Source organism: Lentibacillus salinarum, assembly GCF_042679865.1.
In the GTDB taxonomy this organism is placed as follows: domain Bacteria; phylum Bacillota; class Bacilli; order Bacillales; family Amphibacillaceae; genus Lentibacillus; species Lentibacillus salinarum.
Genome location: NZ_JBHTNH010000020.1, coordinates 1 through 15,850 on the forward strand (window position 1 = coordinate 1; position 15,850 = coordinate 15,850).

Consider the following 15,850-nt stretch of genomic DNA (forward strand, 5'->3'; position numbering starts at 1 on the left):
GTCAATCACATCTTTCACCCTTCTCAGGATGTGGTGCTCGGGAATGAGATCCTCCATATCAATATATTGAAACATGCTGGGTTGAACGTGGTTTTGCTTTGGTGAATGCATAAACGGACCATCCTTTCTACAGACAATATTCGACATCAAGCAGGGAAATTCCTAGCACAATTTGACTTTTTCACCAGACTTCTAGGTGTCTTGGACATAACTAAATCGATTAATTCTAAAGATGAACATTACACTGCTTTAGCGGAGGAAATATACGTAGACTCCAGCGGGAGGAAAGGCATCGGTGAGACCCCGCAGTGCGCCAGCAATCTTTTCTGCGAGGAGCGTATGCCTCACCGAAATAGCTTGCAACGTGACGAGCACGAGGAGGCTCACCAGCCGCCCGCGGAAAGCGGAGTATATTTCCGGAGCAGGTTATTTGACACCATCTTAAGTTCGTATTTTCCTGTAATAAAAATACTTTTGTCCAAGGCTGCTAGTCAAAATTTCAAAATCTGAAATTTTATATCATCATTTCCTTAAATATTGATTTATTATTTCAAAAAGCATACGATAAATATGTAAGCGCTAATCCTAAGCGGATGGAGGTGGTTAGACTGGAAGGCATTCTGTATAAAATACGGGAATCGCTGAATTATGTAAAACCATCAGAAGCAGCCGTGGCAGAATATATTTTAAAACATCCAGAAACGGCCGTCACCATGACCGTCAACCAGCTTGCTGATGCCTGCTATGCCAGTGCCTCTGCGGTAATGCGCTATTGTCAGACGCTTGGGTACAAAGGGTTTAAAGATTTTAAGCTGAAACTGTCCGGTGATTTGGCAGTGATCAATTTGCACGACTTGGAGCAAGAAACATTATCACCCGACGATCCTATCGACAAAATGATGGCGGTTATTACCAATACCAATATTCAATCATTGTACAGTTCACTGCAATTGGTACAAAAAGACCAATTCACAGCAGCCTATCACCTTCTGATTCAAGCTGAAAAAATTGACTTCTACGGGGTCGGCTCCAGTTTTTTGATCGCGTATGATGCCATTCAGAAATTCATGCGCATTAATAAAGCCTGTACAGCTTACAGTGATTTTCATATGCAAAAAGTATCAGCTGTCAATCTGAACGAAAATGACGTCGCCGTAGCCATCTCCTATTCAGGCGAAACACAGCAAATTATTAATTGTGTCAAAATCGCCCAATCCAAAGGGGCTAAGGTGATAGCGGTAACAAAATATGCGAATTCGCCATTAAGCGAAATGGCCGATGCGGTGCTATTCGTCGCCGCCCAAGAAGATGAATTCCGGAGTGCAGCCATGTCATCCAGAATTGCGTCTTTAAACGTGATTGACATGCTTTATACAGCATGTGCCTATGAGGATTATGACCGTTCTTTAACCCATTTAAATCAAACGTATGACATTATACACCAGAGCCAGAGGGAGGCTAACAACCGTGCCGAAAACAACAACAGAAGAACGAAACCTTAAAACGATGAATTTGGACGAAATGAACACGCATGAGATTTTACAAGTGATGAACGAAGAAGATAAAACCGTACCGGATGCCGTCAATCAAGCCATCAATCAAATTGAAAAAGCGGTGTCCGCCGTGATCGACTCATTTACGAAAGGCGGCAGACTGATCTATATCGGGGCCGGCACCAGCGGCCGTTTAGGTATTCTGGATGCCGTCGAGTGCCCGCCGACATTCGGAACGGACCCGGAACAAGTCCAGGGGCTTATCGCAGGCGGCGAGGATGCCATTATAAAGGCGGTTGAAGGCGCCGAAGATGACCCTGAACTGGCTAAGGCCGATTTGAAACAGTTACAGATTAATGAAAAAGATACGGTCATTGGCCTGGCTGCCAGCGGACGTACACCTTATGTAATCGGTGGATTGCAATACAGCTACCATGCTGGCGCGCATACAGTTGCTGTCAGCTGCAACAAAAACGCGAAAATCAGTCAATACGCCGATATTCCCATCGAGGTGGAAGTCGGGCCTGAAATTTTAACCGGGTCAACCCGCCTGAAAGCAGGGACAGCCCAAAAACTCGTTGTCAACATGATATCGACAAGTGCCATGATCGGCATCGGCAAAGTCTATAAAAATTTGATGGTGGATGTTCAGCTGACGAATAAAAAGCTTGTCGAACGGGCTAAAAACATTATTTCACTCGCCGGACAAGTTGATTATGATACAGCTACAGCCTATTTGGAAAAATCCAACCGACATCCGAAACTAGCGATTGTCATGAGCAAAATGGCTTGCAGTTATGACGACGCCAAGCGCTATTTGGAACAAGCCGGCGGATTTGTACGTGAAGCGATTAGACTAGCAAACAACAAGGATGGTGACTCCAATGACTAATCAAGAATTGGCACATGCCATTGTCAAAAACCTTGGCGGTGAAACCAACATTGCCAATCTGACCAACTGCATCACACGCTTGCGAATCGATGTTAAATCCCGTAACAACGTGGATTTGGAAGCGATTAAACAATTGGACGGGGTCTTAAGTGTCATCGATCAGGGAACGATTCAGATTGTGCTAGGGCCAGGGAAAGTTACGAAAGTGGCCAATGAAATCCATGAAAGTACCACAATCAATGTTGATGTAGAAGATGATGACGAATTTGATGTTGCAGCTGATACGAAAGCTTCTTATAAAGCAAAGCAGACATCAAGCATCCAACAGTTATTCCGACATATCGGTAATATCTTTGTGCCGATTGTCCCAGGACTGGTCGCTTCTGGTTTAATGCTCGGAATTGCCAACCTGATTACGAACCTAGCCAATCCCGACGCAGGCATACTGGATCCGGCCGTTCTGGAATCAGACTGGTATTTGCTGCTGGAAGCCATCGGTAATCTCCTGTTTGGGGCACTCGGTGTGTTTGTCGGCATTAATACGGCCCGAGAGTTCGGCGGAACCATGGTGCTTGGTGGTATCGCAGGTTTACTGATTAACGCACCCGTTTTAGACGATATCGGTTCCCTGAATCTGTTTGGTTTAAACTTGGAAATCAGCTCCGGCCTAGGAGGTCTATTGGGTGTCATTGTGGCCGCTTATCTGTTTGTTCGGATTGAGAAATTTATCCGAAAACGTGTCGCCGATAGTCTGGACCTCATTCTGACCCCATTAATTACGGTTATGGTCGGTTCCATTATAACGATCGTGGTGATTCAGCCAATTGCTGGTGTGCTTACGAGCGGTATTACTTGGTTCCTTGTTGATATTATGATGGAATCCGGCGGTATCATTGGTGGATACATTCTTTCAGCCACATTCCTACCGCTTGTAACTGTTGGCATGCACCAGGGATTAGTTCCTGTCCACCTGGAATTAATTGATCAATTCGGATCAACCACATTACTCCCAATTCTGGCCATGGCCGGCGGTGGTCAAGTTGGTGCCATGATTGCGATTTATATAAAAGCTAAGAATCAACGTCTGAAAAATACCGTCGCAAGTGTATTACCCGTTGGATTTTTAGGTATAGGTGAGCCACTTATTTATGGTGTCAGTTTGCCGCTAGGTCGGCCGTTTATCACGGCTTGTCTCGGGGGTGGATTTGGCGGTGCATTTTTATCCCTATTCCAAGTGGGGGCTATCACGGTGGGACCGTCTGGTGCCGTCTTGATTCCGCTCATTGCTGACAATCAATATTTACTTTATGCTATCGGACTGATCATTTCTTACGCCGGCGGATTTATTCTGACTTATCTGTTCGGCTACAAAGAAGAAATGGTTCGCAAACTGTATGGGGATAATACGGACCAACCGAAGAAAAAAGAAACAAAACAAAAAGAAGCAAGCGCGCCCAAACAACAGGAAGAAACGCATATAGCGAGCCCGCTTTCCGGTGATATTCGCCCGTTGAATGAATTGAATGATGAAGTGTTTGCAACCGAAGCTGTCGGAAAAGGCGTCGCCATCCACCCGACAGAAGGAAAACTCTATGCACCCGTTGATGGGACCGTGACAACCGTCTTCCCAACAGGACATGCGATTGGCATAACGTCGGAAAATGGTGCGGAAATTTTATTGCACATCGGCCTGGACACAGTTGAAATCAATGACAACGTCTTTGAATTATACGTGGCAAAGGATGACAAAGTCGAAAAAGGCCAGCTCCTATGTACGTTTGATATAGATGCGATTATCGATAAAGGTTACGATGTCACATCACCGATTGTCATCACCAATTCCGACGCATTCGAAACGATTGAACCGGTAAACGAGATGTACGTTAAAGCAGGAAGCAAATTGTTGACAGTAAAATAAGGAAAATACGGGGACAAGGGTGGACCTTGTTCCTTTTTTTGTGTTGAAGAATGTCAAGACACCATTAAACTAGCGGCATGGACTAGTGGTTTTTAAATGTCATAACCCACGTTAACCCTAACCACTTTTTTTTCTAGCAAAATTATCAACTTCTTCTATAATACAATTGAGTTGCAAAAGCAAGATGGGGCGGTGGAACCTTTGCTGCTCGTTTGTGGACATGGTCATGTCACAACGAGGGGGGAGGTGATGCCGCAAACGATTACTTTGTATCAAGGCATCATGCTCATGATTGGTTTCGGGTCATTACTCGTTGCCATCATCGCGCTAATTGTACTGATATTAAAAAAGTAACCCCAACCCTGTTAAACGGCACCAGCTGGGGATTACTCAGTGGGTCCACCGCAACATCATGCGGTGCAACTCAGAGGGACTCCGACAGCCCATTGTCGGGGTCCTTTTTAGTATTATGCTTTCTGCTTTTATTATATGCCAACATTGGCTGCTATACAAGGCATGGTGTTCAAAGCCTTTATTTTAATCTTTCCACAGAGTATCGAATGTAAAACCTGAAAAGAAGCAATTCCCTCGGTGAAGATTGTCTGATTTTATTTCCCGGGAAATGACATAATGTTTTATTTTTCGTTTCCCTTCAACTGTAGCTCACCATTTTTCTGTATAATTTAAATATAGGCTGTTTTCAAAAGCTCGTTGTTTGTGACACAAAATCCATAAACTGCGACATAACTGCTGTTGGGTTGTTTTCTATAAGTACGTGCTACTCCCGCCGTACGGGATCGCTTCGGGCGGATGCTTTCCGCGGGCACGGCCTCAGCCTCCTCAGAAGCAAAGAACGCTTCTTCCGGGGTCTTCGGACACGTGCTGTTCCCGCAGGAGTCACCGCCCTCCACTCACCCGGACTAGTTAAGTTAGTCAAGTTGAGTGATGCGATTTACTATTACTACCCTAATTAACGGTTAGTAAATCCAAACTAGCGGAGACTCCTGTGGGAGCAGAGGCATCGGTGAGACCCCGCAGTGAGAAATCTTTTCTGCGAGGAGCGTATGCTTCACCGAAATAGCTTGCAACGTGACGAGCAATACTTTCACCGAGTAAACTTCGAGTTGCGAGGAGTGCAGCTTCACCGTGTATTTCCTACGCTAGTTTTGTGGTATTCGAATCCTTGCCATTGTCACTACTAATACACTGGTTGATTGGAGCGGAGGGCAGTCGACTCCTGCGGGAAAAGCAACAGCTGAAGATCCCGCAGGAAGCGGTTTTCTTCCGAGGAAGCTGAAGCGTTGCCCGCGGAAAGCGACTGCCCGGAGCGGAAATCAACGTAGCAGTTACGTCGCATTTTATATCAACTCCGAGAGTTTAAGCGCAACAAAATTTACGAAAAGAGCCTAAAAATATTCTGCTAATAGACTAATTCATGCGCTGGACTATATCCTTATCCTCATTCATGATATAATATAGAAGAAAATAGCCTTTTTCCCTAATACATAATTTACCTTAAGCAGAAAAAGGTAAATTTATCATGATAAAAGGAGTGGAACTCATGAATCAGAAACACCTTGACCAAATGAAAAATGGTGATGGGTTTATTGCAGCCCTGGACCAGAGTGGCGGTAGTACGCCTAAAGCACTTGCCTTATACGGCATTACTGAAGATCAATACAGCAACAAAGATGAAATGTTTGACCTGGTCCACGAAATGCGGACACGGATCATCACGTCCCCTGCTTTCAATTCTGACCAGATCATCGGTGCCATTCTATTTGAGCAGACGATGGACCGCAAAATCGAAGGCATGTACACAGGTGATTATTTAGCAGAGAAAAAAGGCGTTGTGCCGTTCTTGAAAGTTGATAATGGACTTGCCGAAGAATCGAACGGTGTGCAGCTGATGAAGCCGATCGATGACCTCGACGATAAACTCAAACGGGCAAATGAGCGTCATATCTTCGGAACGAAAATGCGCTCTGTCATTAAGGAAGCGAACGAAGCAGGCATCAAGGAAGTTGTCGACCAACAATTCGACATCGGTAAAACGATTATTAACGCCGGCCTAGTTCCGATTATTGAGCCGGAAGTGGACATTAATAGCTCGGAAAAAGAAAAATGTGAAGAATTGTTGAAAGCGGAAATTCGCAGCCATCTTGACAATCTAAGCCAGGACGACCATGTGATGCTGAAACTGACTATTCCAACGGTTGCCAACACGTACAAAGAACTGATTGAGCATCCAAATGTCGTGTGCGTTGTGGCGCTTTCCGGCGGTTACGACAGAGATGAAGCGAATGAGAAGCTGAAAGAAAATAATGGCCTTATCGCCAGCTTTTCCCGCGCGCTCACGCAAGATTTGAACGTTAATCAGACCGATGAGGAATTCAATAACGCGCTTGGCAAGGCAGTGGAATCCATTTATCAGGCATCGATTACGTGAACGAGCTAATCAAAAACTCTCAAAAAGTCCCCGGAGCGAAGAAGCTTCCGGGGACTTTTTCATGCCTTATCATTGTCGGTTATCAAACCAGCGAACGTTAACATCGGACCGATCTGCTTTCCTCTGCCCCATTACCGGTCATATGACTATGATAAAAAAATCATTTAGTGTTAAACTATACGTATAACGTTTAGCGCTAAACGATTTCTACATGAAACAGGAGAATCAACGAATGACCCAGATCAATCTTTTCAAACTGATTCATGCAGTTGAACTAATGAACAACGAAAATATTATTCAATTTACGAAGACATTCCGCTATCCGCTTGGGATTTCGCCAATTCTTGTACTTGCCGAGCTAAAGTCAAAAGACCCACAAAAGCAAAGCGAACTGGCTGAAACAATCGGTTATACGAAAGGTGCCATGACGCATATTGCCGCAAAGCTTACCGACTTGGGTCTTGTTGAGCGCCTGGATAATGCAAACGACCGCCGGGCCATACAGCTCGCCATCACCCCGGCCGGAGAGCGGGCCCTGGCGGAAGCACAGCACATTGGACAAGAATTGTTCAAACAGCATTTCGCAGTTTTGAATGACGCGGAAATCGATCAATACTTAACAATTCAGGAAAAACTCATCCAAGGCATCCGTGCCAGAAAGCAATCAACAACCTGAACTGGCCCACACTATTTTAACCAGGAGGTATGAACATGAACAGACTAAACGGAAAAATCGCGGTTATTACCGGCGCAGCCCAAGGCATGGGTGAATCCCACGCCCGCAAATTCATCAGTGAAGGCGCAAAAGTCGTGATTGCAGACATTCTTGAAGAAAAAGGGCAAGCGTTGGCTGAAAAACTCGGCGAAAACGCCACATTCACGAAACTCGATGCCACAAACGCAGATAACTGGGAAAGCGCCATTACTAAAGCGGAGAACACATTTGGACCGGTTAATATCCTGGTCAACAACGCTGGCATCAGCATGAGTAAGTCAATTGAAGACATGACGGAAGACGATTACCGGAAAATCGTCGATATTAACCAGGTATCCGTCTTCCTCGGCATGAAAGCCGTCACACCATCCATGAAAAAGGCTGACGGCGGATCGATCGTGAACATTTCCTCGATGAACGGTCTTGTAGGTGGTGCCATTGGTTATACAGATACGAAATTCGCCGTCCGTGGCATGACCAAAGCTGCCGCACTCAGCCTTGCAGATAAGGGCATCCGTGTCAATTCCGTTCATCCCGGCGTCATTGAAACACCGATGATTGCCCAAGCTGATTCCAAAGATACCATCCAGGAATTTGCCAAACATATCCCGAACAAACGTGTCGCCAAGCCGGAAGAAGTATCCAATCTCGTATTGTTCCTCGCTTCTGACGAGTCAAGCTACAGCACGGGTTCCGAGTTTGTCGTGGATGGCGGCTTAACGGCACAGTAAAAACAAAAAATAGTGCTGTACATGATAAATGCATGGTAATCGCGGTTTTCCCGCGAAGCCGTGCATTTTTTAATTCCGTTATTACTAAAGATACGTTCAATGGTATAGACTAAAAATTAAGACAAAAGCATCCAATTGGTATCTGAACTATGATATGATGATTAAAACAATACAAGGAGTGAGTAACATGCCAATCCATCACCATCATCATCCTTACATGACCATCCATGACTTCAAGGCGCACAGTCACTATGGATGGGACAATTCATTTAAACCGATTGCCGAAGTTGAATCCGGTCAAAAAGTAACCTATGAAATAACTGAATCTTCAGGTGGCCAATTCACCAGACATTCCACCGCAAAGGATGTCAAGAACATGGATTTTGGCAAGGTCAATCCGGTGGCCGGTCCTGTTTATGTGAAAGGCGCCGAGCCGGGTGATACGCTGGAGATTGAAATGTTGGATTTTCGTCAGTTGGATTGGGGCTGGACAGCGATTATACCCGGTTTTGGACTGCTCGCAGATGAATTTGATGAACCGGCGATTAAAACGTTTGATTTAACCCACCCGCATAAAACGGCATTTCTTGATGGGATCGATTTATTCATTAAACCATTCCCGGGCACAGTGGGCGTCGCCCTGCCTGAAGAGGGTAATTTCAGCGTCGTTCCGCCACGCAAAAACGGCGGCAACATGGATATACGCCATTTGACTCGCGGCACCAAACTTTATCTTCCCGTCTGGGTCGAGGGCGCTCTGTTCTCTATCGGGGATACACATGCCGCTCAAGGTGATGGGGAAGTGTGCGGGACTGCTGTCGAAGCATCAATGGAAGCAACCATCCGCTTCAAACTGCATAAAGGAAAATCCATTGCGGAACCGCGTTATGAGATTCCGGGACCGCCAACGCCGGAAGCAGACAGCAGAGGCTATTACGTTACGACCGGACATGGTGCGGATCTGGTTGATGCCTCCCGAAACGCCATCCGCTACATGATTGAGCATCTCGTCGACACCTATAAGATGACCGATCAAGAGGCTTATATGCTCTGCAGCGTCGCGGTTGATTTACGCATCAGTGAAATTGTTGATATGCCGAATCATCTGGTATCTGCCTTTTTGCCTCATTCGATTTTTAGATAATTATTCAGGGTATAAAAATGGCCAGGTAGCGTAGCGTTCCTGGCCATTTTTATCATGGTTTTATAATGACAAATTTGGAGGGCTATCTAATTCCCCCTAATCAGCCCAGTAATTTTTTCCAGCACCCGTTATCAAATCGGTGCGATTCCAAATGAAGTTTCAGGATAAAGGAAAACAGGGCGGGTTTACAGACTCCCCCCCTCTCAAAGATACCCATCATTTCGCGGCTTCCGAAACGACGCATGGACATAATCAATCATCGTTTTATAGTCAAACACAGGTAGATGAACGGCATCCTGAACCGCCTGCGCATATGGCGGCAGATAACTGCATTCAAGCAAAATGGTTTTGATATCAGGATCCAGCGCCACCATGTTCGACGCGATCGTCACAACTTCCTGTTTGATTTTAGCCTGATCCAGTGTACCGCTTTCGGCAATGCACGCATCATAAAAATACGGCGCGTTCTCCAAACCACGGATCACCACACGCTCCGTATCAACATGGCCCATTGCCTGTAGCATCCCTGTATGAAGCTGCTTGGAATCAGCTGTTATAATCCCCACTTTTTCCCCGTCATTCAGCATGAACTGCATAAAGGGCAGCTGCAGCAAACTCGACAGGAAAACGGGCACATTCAAGGCCACCCGCAGTTCTTTCTGCTCATACAGCAAAAAACCGCAATCCGCGGTGATCGCTTTGGCTCCATCCTGTACAAGCTCGTTACCTTTTTTGATCAATTCCGGAAGCACCGCCTGATCCCTAGCGGAAATCTTTTGCGCGGTAATATTGTTTAATGTGCGATACAGCACCGGATATGGATAAGAGGTCGCATTGCCCATATCGCCAGGAATCATGGGCACAAAAGTATCCAGCATTAAAATACCAATCGTATGACCGTAATATACCTGCCCCGGATTGGCTTTATAAATCATAACATGCCACCCTTTTTGCCTTTCATTTGGTTAAGCTTAGTGTTACCCGTGGGTGAAATGTCATTCAGAGAGCTCGGATTCTTCCAACGACCTTCCCCTCAAATTTAGTCCAGTGCCAAAAATTTCAATAAAAAAGCCCTGGATTGTCCCAGAGCTATCCACAATCAATTACGTGATCATAAGATGCGCTTTCCTTTAGTTCGAAAACCAGCATCCTCTAAAGCTTCTGTTCTTTGAAAAGTTTTTGACAGACACGCGGGGCGGTCCAGAATGTGGTCAGCATTAGTAAGGATACAGGAACAGCTGTTACCACAATAAAGGATTGCAACGCATCGATACTGGATTCGCCAATTGTTATCAGGACAGTTGCCACAAGTCCCATCAGGAATGCCCAGAAAACCCGCAATGATTTAGACGGGTCGCCACTTCCGGTAATGGCCATTGAAATCGTCAGTGACATCGAATCGGTCGTTGTCAGAACGAAAACAATGGTTGTCAATAGCAGCAGAAACCCTATAATTGTTCCAAATGGCAACTGTTCTGCAATGGCGATCATCGCTGCTGGCGGACCAGCACTACTCAGCGCCTCGGATATAGAACCCGGATTTTGTATTTCCTCAGATATTCCGGTTCCACCAACGATTGTAAACCAGAACGTCGTGACAATAGGCGCTATGACCGCAACAGCTGTCACAATTTCCCGAATCGTACGTCCCCGGGAAATACGACTGACAAACATGGCCATCATAGGCGCATAACCAAGGAACCAGGCAAAGAAAAAGACGGTCCATCCGCCAAGCCAAGCCCCGTCACTGCGGAACGTATTCATACCGATGAAATTTTGGACATATAAGCCGAATGATTCCAAATACGAGTCGAAAATAAATAGCGCCGGGCCAAGCACAAGAATAGCCCCAACGAGAACGATAGACAGAATCACATTATAACTGCTCATCATCTGGATCCCTTTATGAATCCCGGTAACCGCAGAAATCCCGGCCACGATGACAATGACAATAATGATTAAGGATTGCACATATAGATTATTCGGAACACCGAACAAAGCATTCAGCCCATAACCAGCCTGCAAGCCGAGAAAACCGATCGGCCCAATTGTACCAGCCGCCACCGATATAACCGAAAACACGTCCACAAAGGCACCAAGCACACTTTTCTTCAAAATTTTATCGCCAAGAATCGGATAAAGCAATGCTCTCGGCTTAAGCGGTGTCCCGCGGTGATAATGGGCATACATCAGTACAAACGTACCAAGTGTGCCAAGTATCGCCCATGCAAGAAAGCCCCAGTCTATGAAACTGGTAGCAAGTGCAGGTGAAACCGCCTCAGCCGTACCAGCCTCGATACCAGAAAAATGCGGCGGCACCGTTAAAAAGTGACTCAATGGTTCAGCAGCAGCCCAGAAAACACCGCCAGCCGCCAGTAGTGTACACATAATGATTGAAATCCATTTAAAATTGCTCATTTCCGGTTTGTCCAACTTACCTAAGCGAATCTTCCCATATTTTGAATACCCCAGAAACAACGCAATAAAAAATGTCCCCAACATTAGAAATTGATATATGGCTCCAAAATAAGTTGCGGACAGGTTAAATAAATAATTCACACCGTCTGTAACCATATCCTGATTAATCAAAGCGAGAATCACAAATGCTAGCAATACGCCGCCACTTAGAAAAAGAACAGGTTTATCAATGGTTTGCCCATTCTTCTTCTTACTTAAATTCGTCAAAAATAAGTTCCTCCCAGTTAAAAACCCACAACGCATGTGTGCCTCCCTCTTTGCAAGCATACGTTTGTGAGAACAGTATTAAATAACACAATGCATCACGATACAGGGAGTAAAGAGACATGTCAAGCATTTGTGAAAATCGGTATGTGTCAACTTATTCCCGATGTTGTTGTACACGGATATCTCAGGCCTAGTCGAACATTCACAAGTCCATGTCAATCCCGATACCATTACGGTGAAATACGGCGTCTTGCTGAATTCTGTCATGTTAGCAAGGAGTAGAGGTGAAATGGCGGGGGCTATAGGCAAAGTCGCATATAGGTAGGAATTCTATCGTAAAATTTAAGTTAAGACACTTTCATTCGACAAAATTCCGAAAAATTCAGGAAGCGAGCACCCGCACTACAAAACGGCATGCGCCTCTTCCTGCAAATCCGTTATGAGCATGTGTCCCGGTGCGTGCGTTATCATCATGTCAATGTTACGATTCATGACGACAGATTGCGGTGTAACGCCGCATGCCCAGAAAACCGGAATCTCACCATCATAAATCGTAACGTCATCACCAAAATCTGGTTTACTTAAATCTGTAATCCCGATTGCATCAGGATCTCCGATGTGGACCGGTGCACCGTGCACAGAAGGAAATCTTGAGGTGATCTGGACTGCCCTGATGGCATCTTCCGGTTTCATTGGCCTCATCGACACAACCATCGGACCGCTCAACTCCCCAGCAGGTTCACAAGCAATATTGGTCCGGTACATCGATACATTGCGTCCTTCATCGATATGCCGTACTGGTATACCATTATCTAGCAGCGGCTTTTCAAACGTGAAACTGCAGCCGATGATAAAGGAAACAAAATCGTCGGACCAGTAACTAGCGATGTCCGTAACGTCATCAGCGATTTCACCATTTTTGTAAATACGGTATTTCGGAACATCAGTCCGTAAATCAGCATCAGGTGCTGTTTTAACCGGTACAGGGACACCCTTATCCGTTACTTCTAACAGCGGACAGGACTTGGGATTGCGCATACAAAACAACAGAAAATCGTAAGCATACGTTTTAGGGAGGATGACTAGGTTTGCCTGTGTATTTCCTGAATCGATACCAGTTGTAGGCTTTGTCCATTCCCCCCGTCTTATGGATTGCCGTATCTTATCCGCATCTTCAACCATTTTCATTCTCCTTATTATTTATGGATTCAATCATCGATTAAACAAGGGACAGAAAAGAGTCGTATTATTATAGCCGCCTATTCAATCTAAGCTACTCCCGTGCCAAATTACACCTGAATTAACGGAGCAGGATTTCGTCCGTATAAGCTCGTCATCATGACTGCAGCAACGTCTAAGCTTTCGTTTGCCAATTCTTCACACCAAGTGCTAACAAACGCAAAAAATTTTCTTCCTTTATGGATAACGTTTGTGCTTCATTCACGTTAATCGGGTTGAAGTGTATTTTGCCGCCCGGAGGCAGCTGTGCCACTTTCGGTATATCAACGGCGATAACTGTGGCAATCCGAGCGTATCCCCCGGTTGTTTGCCGATCTGCCATCAAGATGATTGGCTGCCCGTTTGCCGGAACTTGTATGGTTCCAATTGGTACGGCATCAGACCATATATCCGCACCATTTTTGTGAGGTATCAACGCCCGCTCCAATCGATAACCCATTCGATCAGATTCAGGGCTAATCGTGTGTTGCTGGTTATAAAATGATTCAATTCCCGCTTCAGTGAAACGGTCCGTATCAGGGCCGTCAACCACCCTGATCGTCCTTGGATTATGATAATCGGGAATAACAGTAGGCTTTAATCCCAGACCAGGACGAGCTTTTACATTAAATCCATGAATAATCATATCTTTGTTAATAACTGTCCCAAGATTGGCCCGTTCGTATGTCGATTTACTGCCCATATAGACCTTCACATCATAACCGCCCGCAACAGCGAGATAAGCGCGCGTTCCCGATAAAGGACGTCCAAACGAGATTCGATCACCTTCCTGGACTTTAAACGACTTCCACATCGGTGCCCTTCTGCCATTGACTGCAGGACTCAAATCGGCACCACAAATCGATATGACAGCTGGTGATAATACATCAAGTTCCGGTCCCATCAATGCTATCTCCAGTGCAGCTTCATCCCGGCAGTTGCCGACAATCAAGTTCGCCACTTGCAACGCAAATGGGTCCATTGCACCGGAAACGACAACACCATATTGTTGGAGACCCTGTCGTCCTAAGTCTTGAATTGTGGTTTGCAGTCCTGTTTTTCTGAATTTGAAAAGCGGTTGAGACAATGGACTACGCTCCGACACGTCGAATGTCAATCCCTTCCTCAGATAGGCGCCCACGTAACTGTTCAACAAATTTCAGAGCATGCGGATTATCACCATGAACACAAACCGTATCCGCATTAATGTCAACAGGTGTTCCATCCACAGCAATGACACGGTTATCATAAATCATTTCTAGCACCTGTTGTACCGCCTGATCCGGATCGGTTATCATGGCTTGTTTCTCTGAACGTGGCGTCAGCGTTCCATTTGGCTGGTAGGTCCGATCGGCAAACACTTCTGAAGCAGTCGTCAGACCATGGTTTTGTCCGGCACGAATCAATTCACTCCCGGACAACCCAAACAAAATGAGATGACGATCAACATCCTTCACGGCTTTAGCGATTGCTTCAGCAATGGCCGCATCAGTAGCCGCCATATTATAGAGCGCGCCATGGGCTTTCACATGATTCATCTCAACATGATGCACAAGACAAAAGCCTTTTAACGCACCGATTTGATAAGTGACAAAGCGGTATACATCTTCCGGGTCAACGGCGATATGGCGGCGGCCAAATCCCTGTAAATCAGGTAATCCGGGATGAGCACCAATCCCAACACCATTTGCTTTCGCTGTTCTGACGGTTTCGTACATCGTATTATGATCGCCGGCATGATAACCACAAGCTATATTGGCTGACGTTATGACGTTCAATATGTCGTCATCCAGGCCAATTGTATAAGGACCGAAACTTTCCCCTATATCACTGTTTAAGTCAATCTGATAGTTGGCCATCCTGAATCACTTCCTTTTCGATTTGAAACGTGTTGTGTTGAACGTGTTTTTCGATTCTGTCGTATTCTCGTTTTGAAATGGGCACGAACCTTATTCTGTCACCTGCCCTGTATAAAAAGGGTTCCTCACGATCCGGGTCAAATAACTTGACAGGGGTCCTCCCGATGATATTCCAGCCCCCAGGTGACGCCAATGGATAGATACCTGTTTGATTGCCGGCAATGCCGACCGATCCTTCAGGGACATGGCTTCTCGGGTTAACCAATCGTGGTGTAGCCAAATCCTCAGGCAATCCCCCTAAGTACGGGAAACCAGGCAAGAAACCAATCATGTAAATCAGGTAATCAACACCTGCGTGTTTTTCAATTACCCTTTGTTCGCTTAGCCCGCTATTCCCAGCCACTTGTGCTATATCGGTGCCTGCTTTACCACCATACAAAACAGGTATTTTCACAAGTGTCACGGTTTCTTTCTGATACGCCGAATCGCTATACGTCATATCATGCAAAATAGCGTGGAGTTTTTCATAGGAAATGAAATAGGGTTGGTAATAGACATGCACTGCGTTGTAGGCAGGCACCCATTCGGTCACACCCTTAACATTAAAGTCACTTAATCGTTTGCAAAAAGCTCTGATTTGACGGTTCAGTTCAGGTGACACATTTTCGTTAAACTGAATACGAATAGCCGTATCACCTACTGGCTGACATGTGATGGTTGTCATAATGGATCACCTTCTTTGCACA

Annotated in this window: 14 protein-coding genes; 8 read left to right on the forward strand and 6 right to left on the reverse strand. The window is 45.6% G+C overall.

The annotated features are described in order from the left end of the window. Positions 1 to 599 precede the first annotated feature (599 nt). The 8 genes from ACFQ4A_RS09335 to ACFQ4A_RS09370 all read left to right on the forward strand — a co-directional run bounded on the left by ACFQ4A_RS09335 (position 600) and on the right by ACFQ4A_RS09370 (position 9,342). A complete protein-coding gene (locus ACFQ4A_RS09335; RefSeq protein WP_382399862.1) occupies positions 600 to 1,502 on the forward strand; it encodes a MurR/RpiR family transcriptional regulator in 903 nt (300 codons plus the stop codon). A 4-nt stretch (positions 1,503 to 1,506) separates the two neighbouring features. Then, on the forward strand, positions 1,507 to 2,385 hold the full coding sequence (gene murQ, locus ACFQ4A_RS09340; RefSeq protein WP_382400027.1) for an N-acetylmuramic acid 6-phosphate etherase: 879 nt from the start codon (positions 1,507 to 1,509) through the stop codon (positions 2,383 to 2,385). Further along, positions 2,378 to 4,303, forward strand: coding sequence for a glucose PTS transporter subunit IIA (locus ACFQ4A_RS09345; protein WP_382399864.1), 1,926 nt, complete (start codon positions 2,378 to 2,380; stop codon positions 4,301 to 4,303). The genes murQ and ACFQ4A_RS09345 overlap by 8 nt, the downstream gene beginning before the upstream one ends. Positions 4,304 to 4,552: 249 nt before the next feature. Continuing rightward, positions 4,553 to 4,657: a putative holin-like toxin gene (locus tag ACFQ4A_RS09350; RefSeq protein ID WP_382399866.1), complete on the forward strand. Its 105-nt coding sequence runs from the start codon at positions 4,553 to 4,555 to the stop codon at positions 4,655 to 4,657. A 1,207-nt stretch (positions 4,658 to 5,864) separates the two neighbouring features. Next, the gene (locus ACFQ4A_RS09355) at positions 5,865 to 6,752 is read left to right on the forward strand and encodes a fructose bisphosphate aldolase (protein WP_382399868.1); all 888 of its coding nucleotides are present in this window, start codon (positions 5,865 to 5,867) and stop codon (positions 6,750 to 6,752) included. Positions 6,753 to 6,984: 232 nt separating this feature from the next. Further along, positions 6,985 to 7,428, forward strand: a complete 444-nt coding sequence (locus tag ACFQ4A_RS09360) for a MarR family winged helix-turn-helix transcriptional regulator (protein WP_382399870.1) — start codon at positions 6,985 to 6,987, stop codon at positions 7,426 to 7,428. 35 nt (positions 7,429 to 7,463) lie between these two features. Continuing rightward, complete coding sequence (locus ACFQ4A_RS09365) at positions 7,464 to 8,198, forward strand: glucose 1-dehydrogenase (protein ID WP_382399872.1); 735 nt, start codon at positions 7,464 to 7,466, stop codon at positions 8,196 to 8,198. Positions 8,199 to 8,385: 187 nt separating this feature from the next. After that, complete coding sequence (locus ACFQ4A_RS09370; RefSeq protein WP_382399874.1) at positions 8,386 to 9,342, forward strand: acetamidase/formamidase family protein; 957 nt, start codon at positions 8,386 to 8,388, stop codon at positions 9,340 to 9,342. 203 nt (positions 9,343 to 9,545) lie between these two features. Here ACFQ4A_RS09370 and ACFQ4A_RS09375 read toward each other — a convergent pair whose 3' ends face one another. The 6 genes from ACFQ4A_RS09375 to pxpB all read right to left on the reverse strand — a co-directional run bounded on the left by ACFQ4A_RS09375 (position 9,546) and on the right by pxpB (position 15,828). After that, the gene (locus ACFQ4A_RS09375; RefSeq protein ID WP_382399876.1) at positions 9,546 to 10,277 is read right to left on the reverse strand and encodes an aspartate/glutamate racemase family protein; all 732 of its coding nucleotides are present in this window, start codon (positions 10,275 to 10,277) and stop codon (positions 9,546 to 9,548) included. Between the two features lie 217 nt (positions 10,278 to 10,494). Next, on the reverse strand, positions 10,495 to 12,027 hold the full coding sequence (locus ACFQ4A_RS09380) for a BCCT family transporter (protein ID WP_382399877.1): 1,533 nt from the start codon (positions 12,025 to 12,027) through the stop codon (positions 10,495 to 10,497). A 402-nt stretch (positions 12,028 to 12,429) separates the two neighbouring features. After that, a complete protein-coding gene (locus ACFQ4A_RS09385) occupies positions 12,430 to 13,209 on the reverse strand; it encodes a putative hydro-lyase (protein ID WP_382399879.1) in 780 nt (259 codons plus the stop codon). Positions 13,210 to 13,381: 172 nt separating this feature from the next. Further along, the gene (locus ACFQ4A_RS09390; RefSeq protein ID WP_382399881.1) at positions 13,382 to 14,332 is read right to left on the reverse strand and encodes a 5-oxoprolinase subunit C family protein; all 951 of its coding nucleotides are present in this window, start codon (positions 14,330 to 14,332) and stop codon (positions 13,382 to 13,384) included. Between the two features lie 4 nt (positions 14,333 to 14,336). Beyond that, on the reverse strand, positions 14,337 to 15,104 hold the full coding sequence (locus ACFQ4A_RS09395; protein ID WP_382399883.1) for a LamB/YcsF family protein: 768 nt from the start codon (positions 15,102 to 15,104) through the stop codon (positions 14,337 to 14,339). Further along, positions 15,085 to 15,828, reverse strand: coding sequence for a 5-oxoprolinase subunit PxpB (pxpB, locus tag ACFQ4A_RS09400; RefSeq protein WP_382399885.1), 744 nt, complete (start codon positions 15,826 to 15,828; stop codon positions 15,085 to 15,087). Before pxpB ends, ACFQ4A_RS09395 begins: the two co-directional genes overlap by 20 nt. Positions 15,829 to 15,850: the final 22 nt, after the last annotated feature.

What these genes read in the sequence shown, in the direction of transcription:
- murQ (WP_382400027.1), top strand. Translation starts at nt 1,507, where the DNA reads ATGAATTTGGACGAAATGAACACGCATGAGATTTTACAAGTGATGAAC.
- ACFQ4A_RS09345 (WP_382399864.1), top strand. Translation starts at nt 2,378, where the DNA reads ATGACTAATCAAGAATTGGCACATGCCATTGTCAAAAACCTTGGCGGT.
- ACFQ4A_RS09350 (WP_382399866.1), top strand. Translation starts at nt 4,553, where the DNA reads ATGCCGCAAACGATTACTTTGTATCAAGGCATCATGCTCATGATTGGT.
- ACFQ4A_RS09355 (WP_382399868.1), top strand. Translation starts at nt 5,865, where the DNA reads ATGAATCAGAAACACCTTGACCAAATGAAAAATGGTGATGGGTTTATT.
- ACFQ4A_RS09360 (WP_382399870.1), top strand. Translation starts at nt 6,985, where the DNA reads ATGACCCAGATCAATCTTTTCAAACTGATTCATGCAGTTGAACTAATG.
- ACFQ4A_RS09365 (WP_382399872.1), top strand. Translation starts at nt 7,464, where the DNA reads ATGAACAGACTAAACGGAAAAATCGCGGTTATTACCGGCGCAGCCCAA.
- ACFQ4A_RS09370 (WP_382399874.1), top strand. Translation starts at nt 8,386, where the DNA reads ATGCCAATCCATCACCATCATCATCCTTACATGACCATCCATGACTTC.
- ACFQ4A_RS09375 (WP_382399876.1), bottom strand. Translation starts at nt 10,277, where the DNA reads ATGATTTATAAAGCCAATCCGGGGCAGGTATATTACGGTCATACGATT.
- ACFQ4A_RS09385 (WP_382399879.1), bottom strand. Translation starts at nt 13,209, where the DNA reads ATGGTTGAAGATGCGGATAAGATACGGCAATCCATAAGACGGGGGGAA.
- ACFQ4A_RS09395 (WP_382399883.1), bottom strand. Translation starts at nt 15,104, where the DNA reads ATGGCCAACTATCAGATTGACTTAAACAGTGATATAGGGGAAAGTTTC.
- pxpB (WP_382399885.1), bottom strand. Translation starts at nt 15,828, where the DNA reads ATGACAACCATCACATGTCAGCCAGTAGGTGATACGGCTATTCGTATT.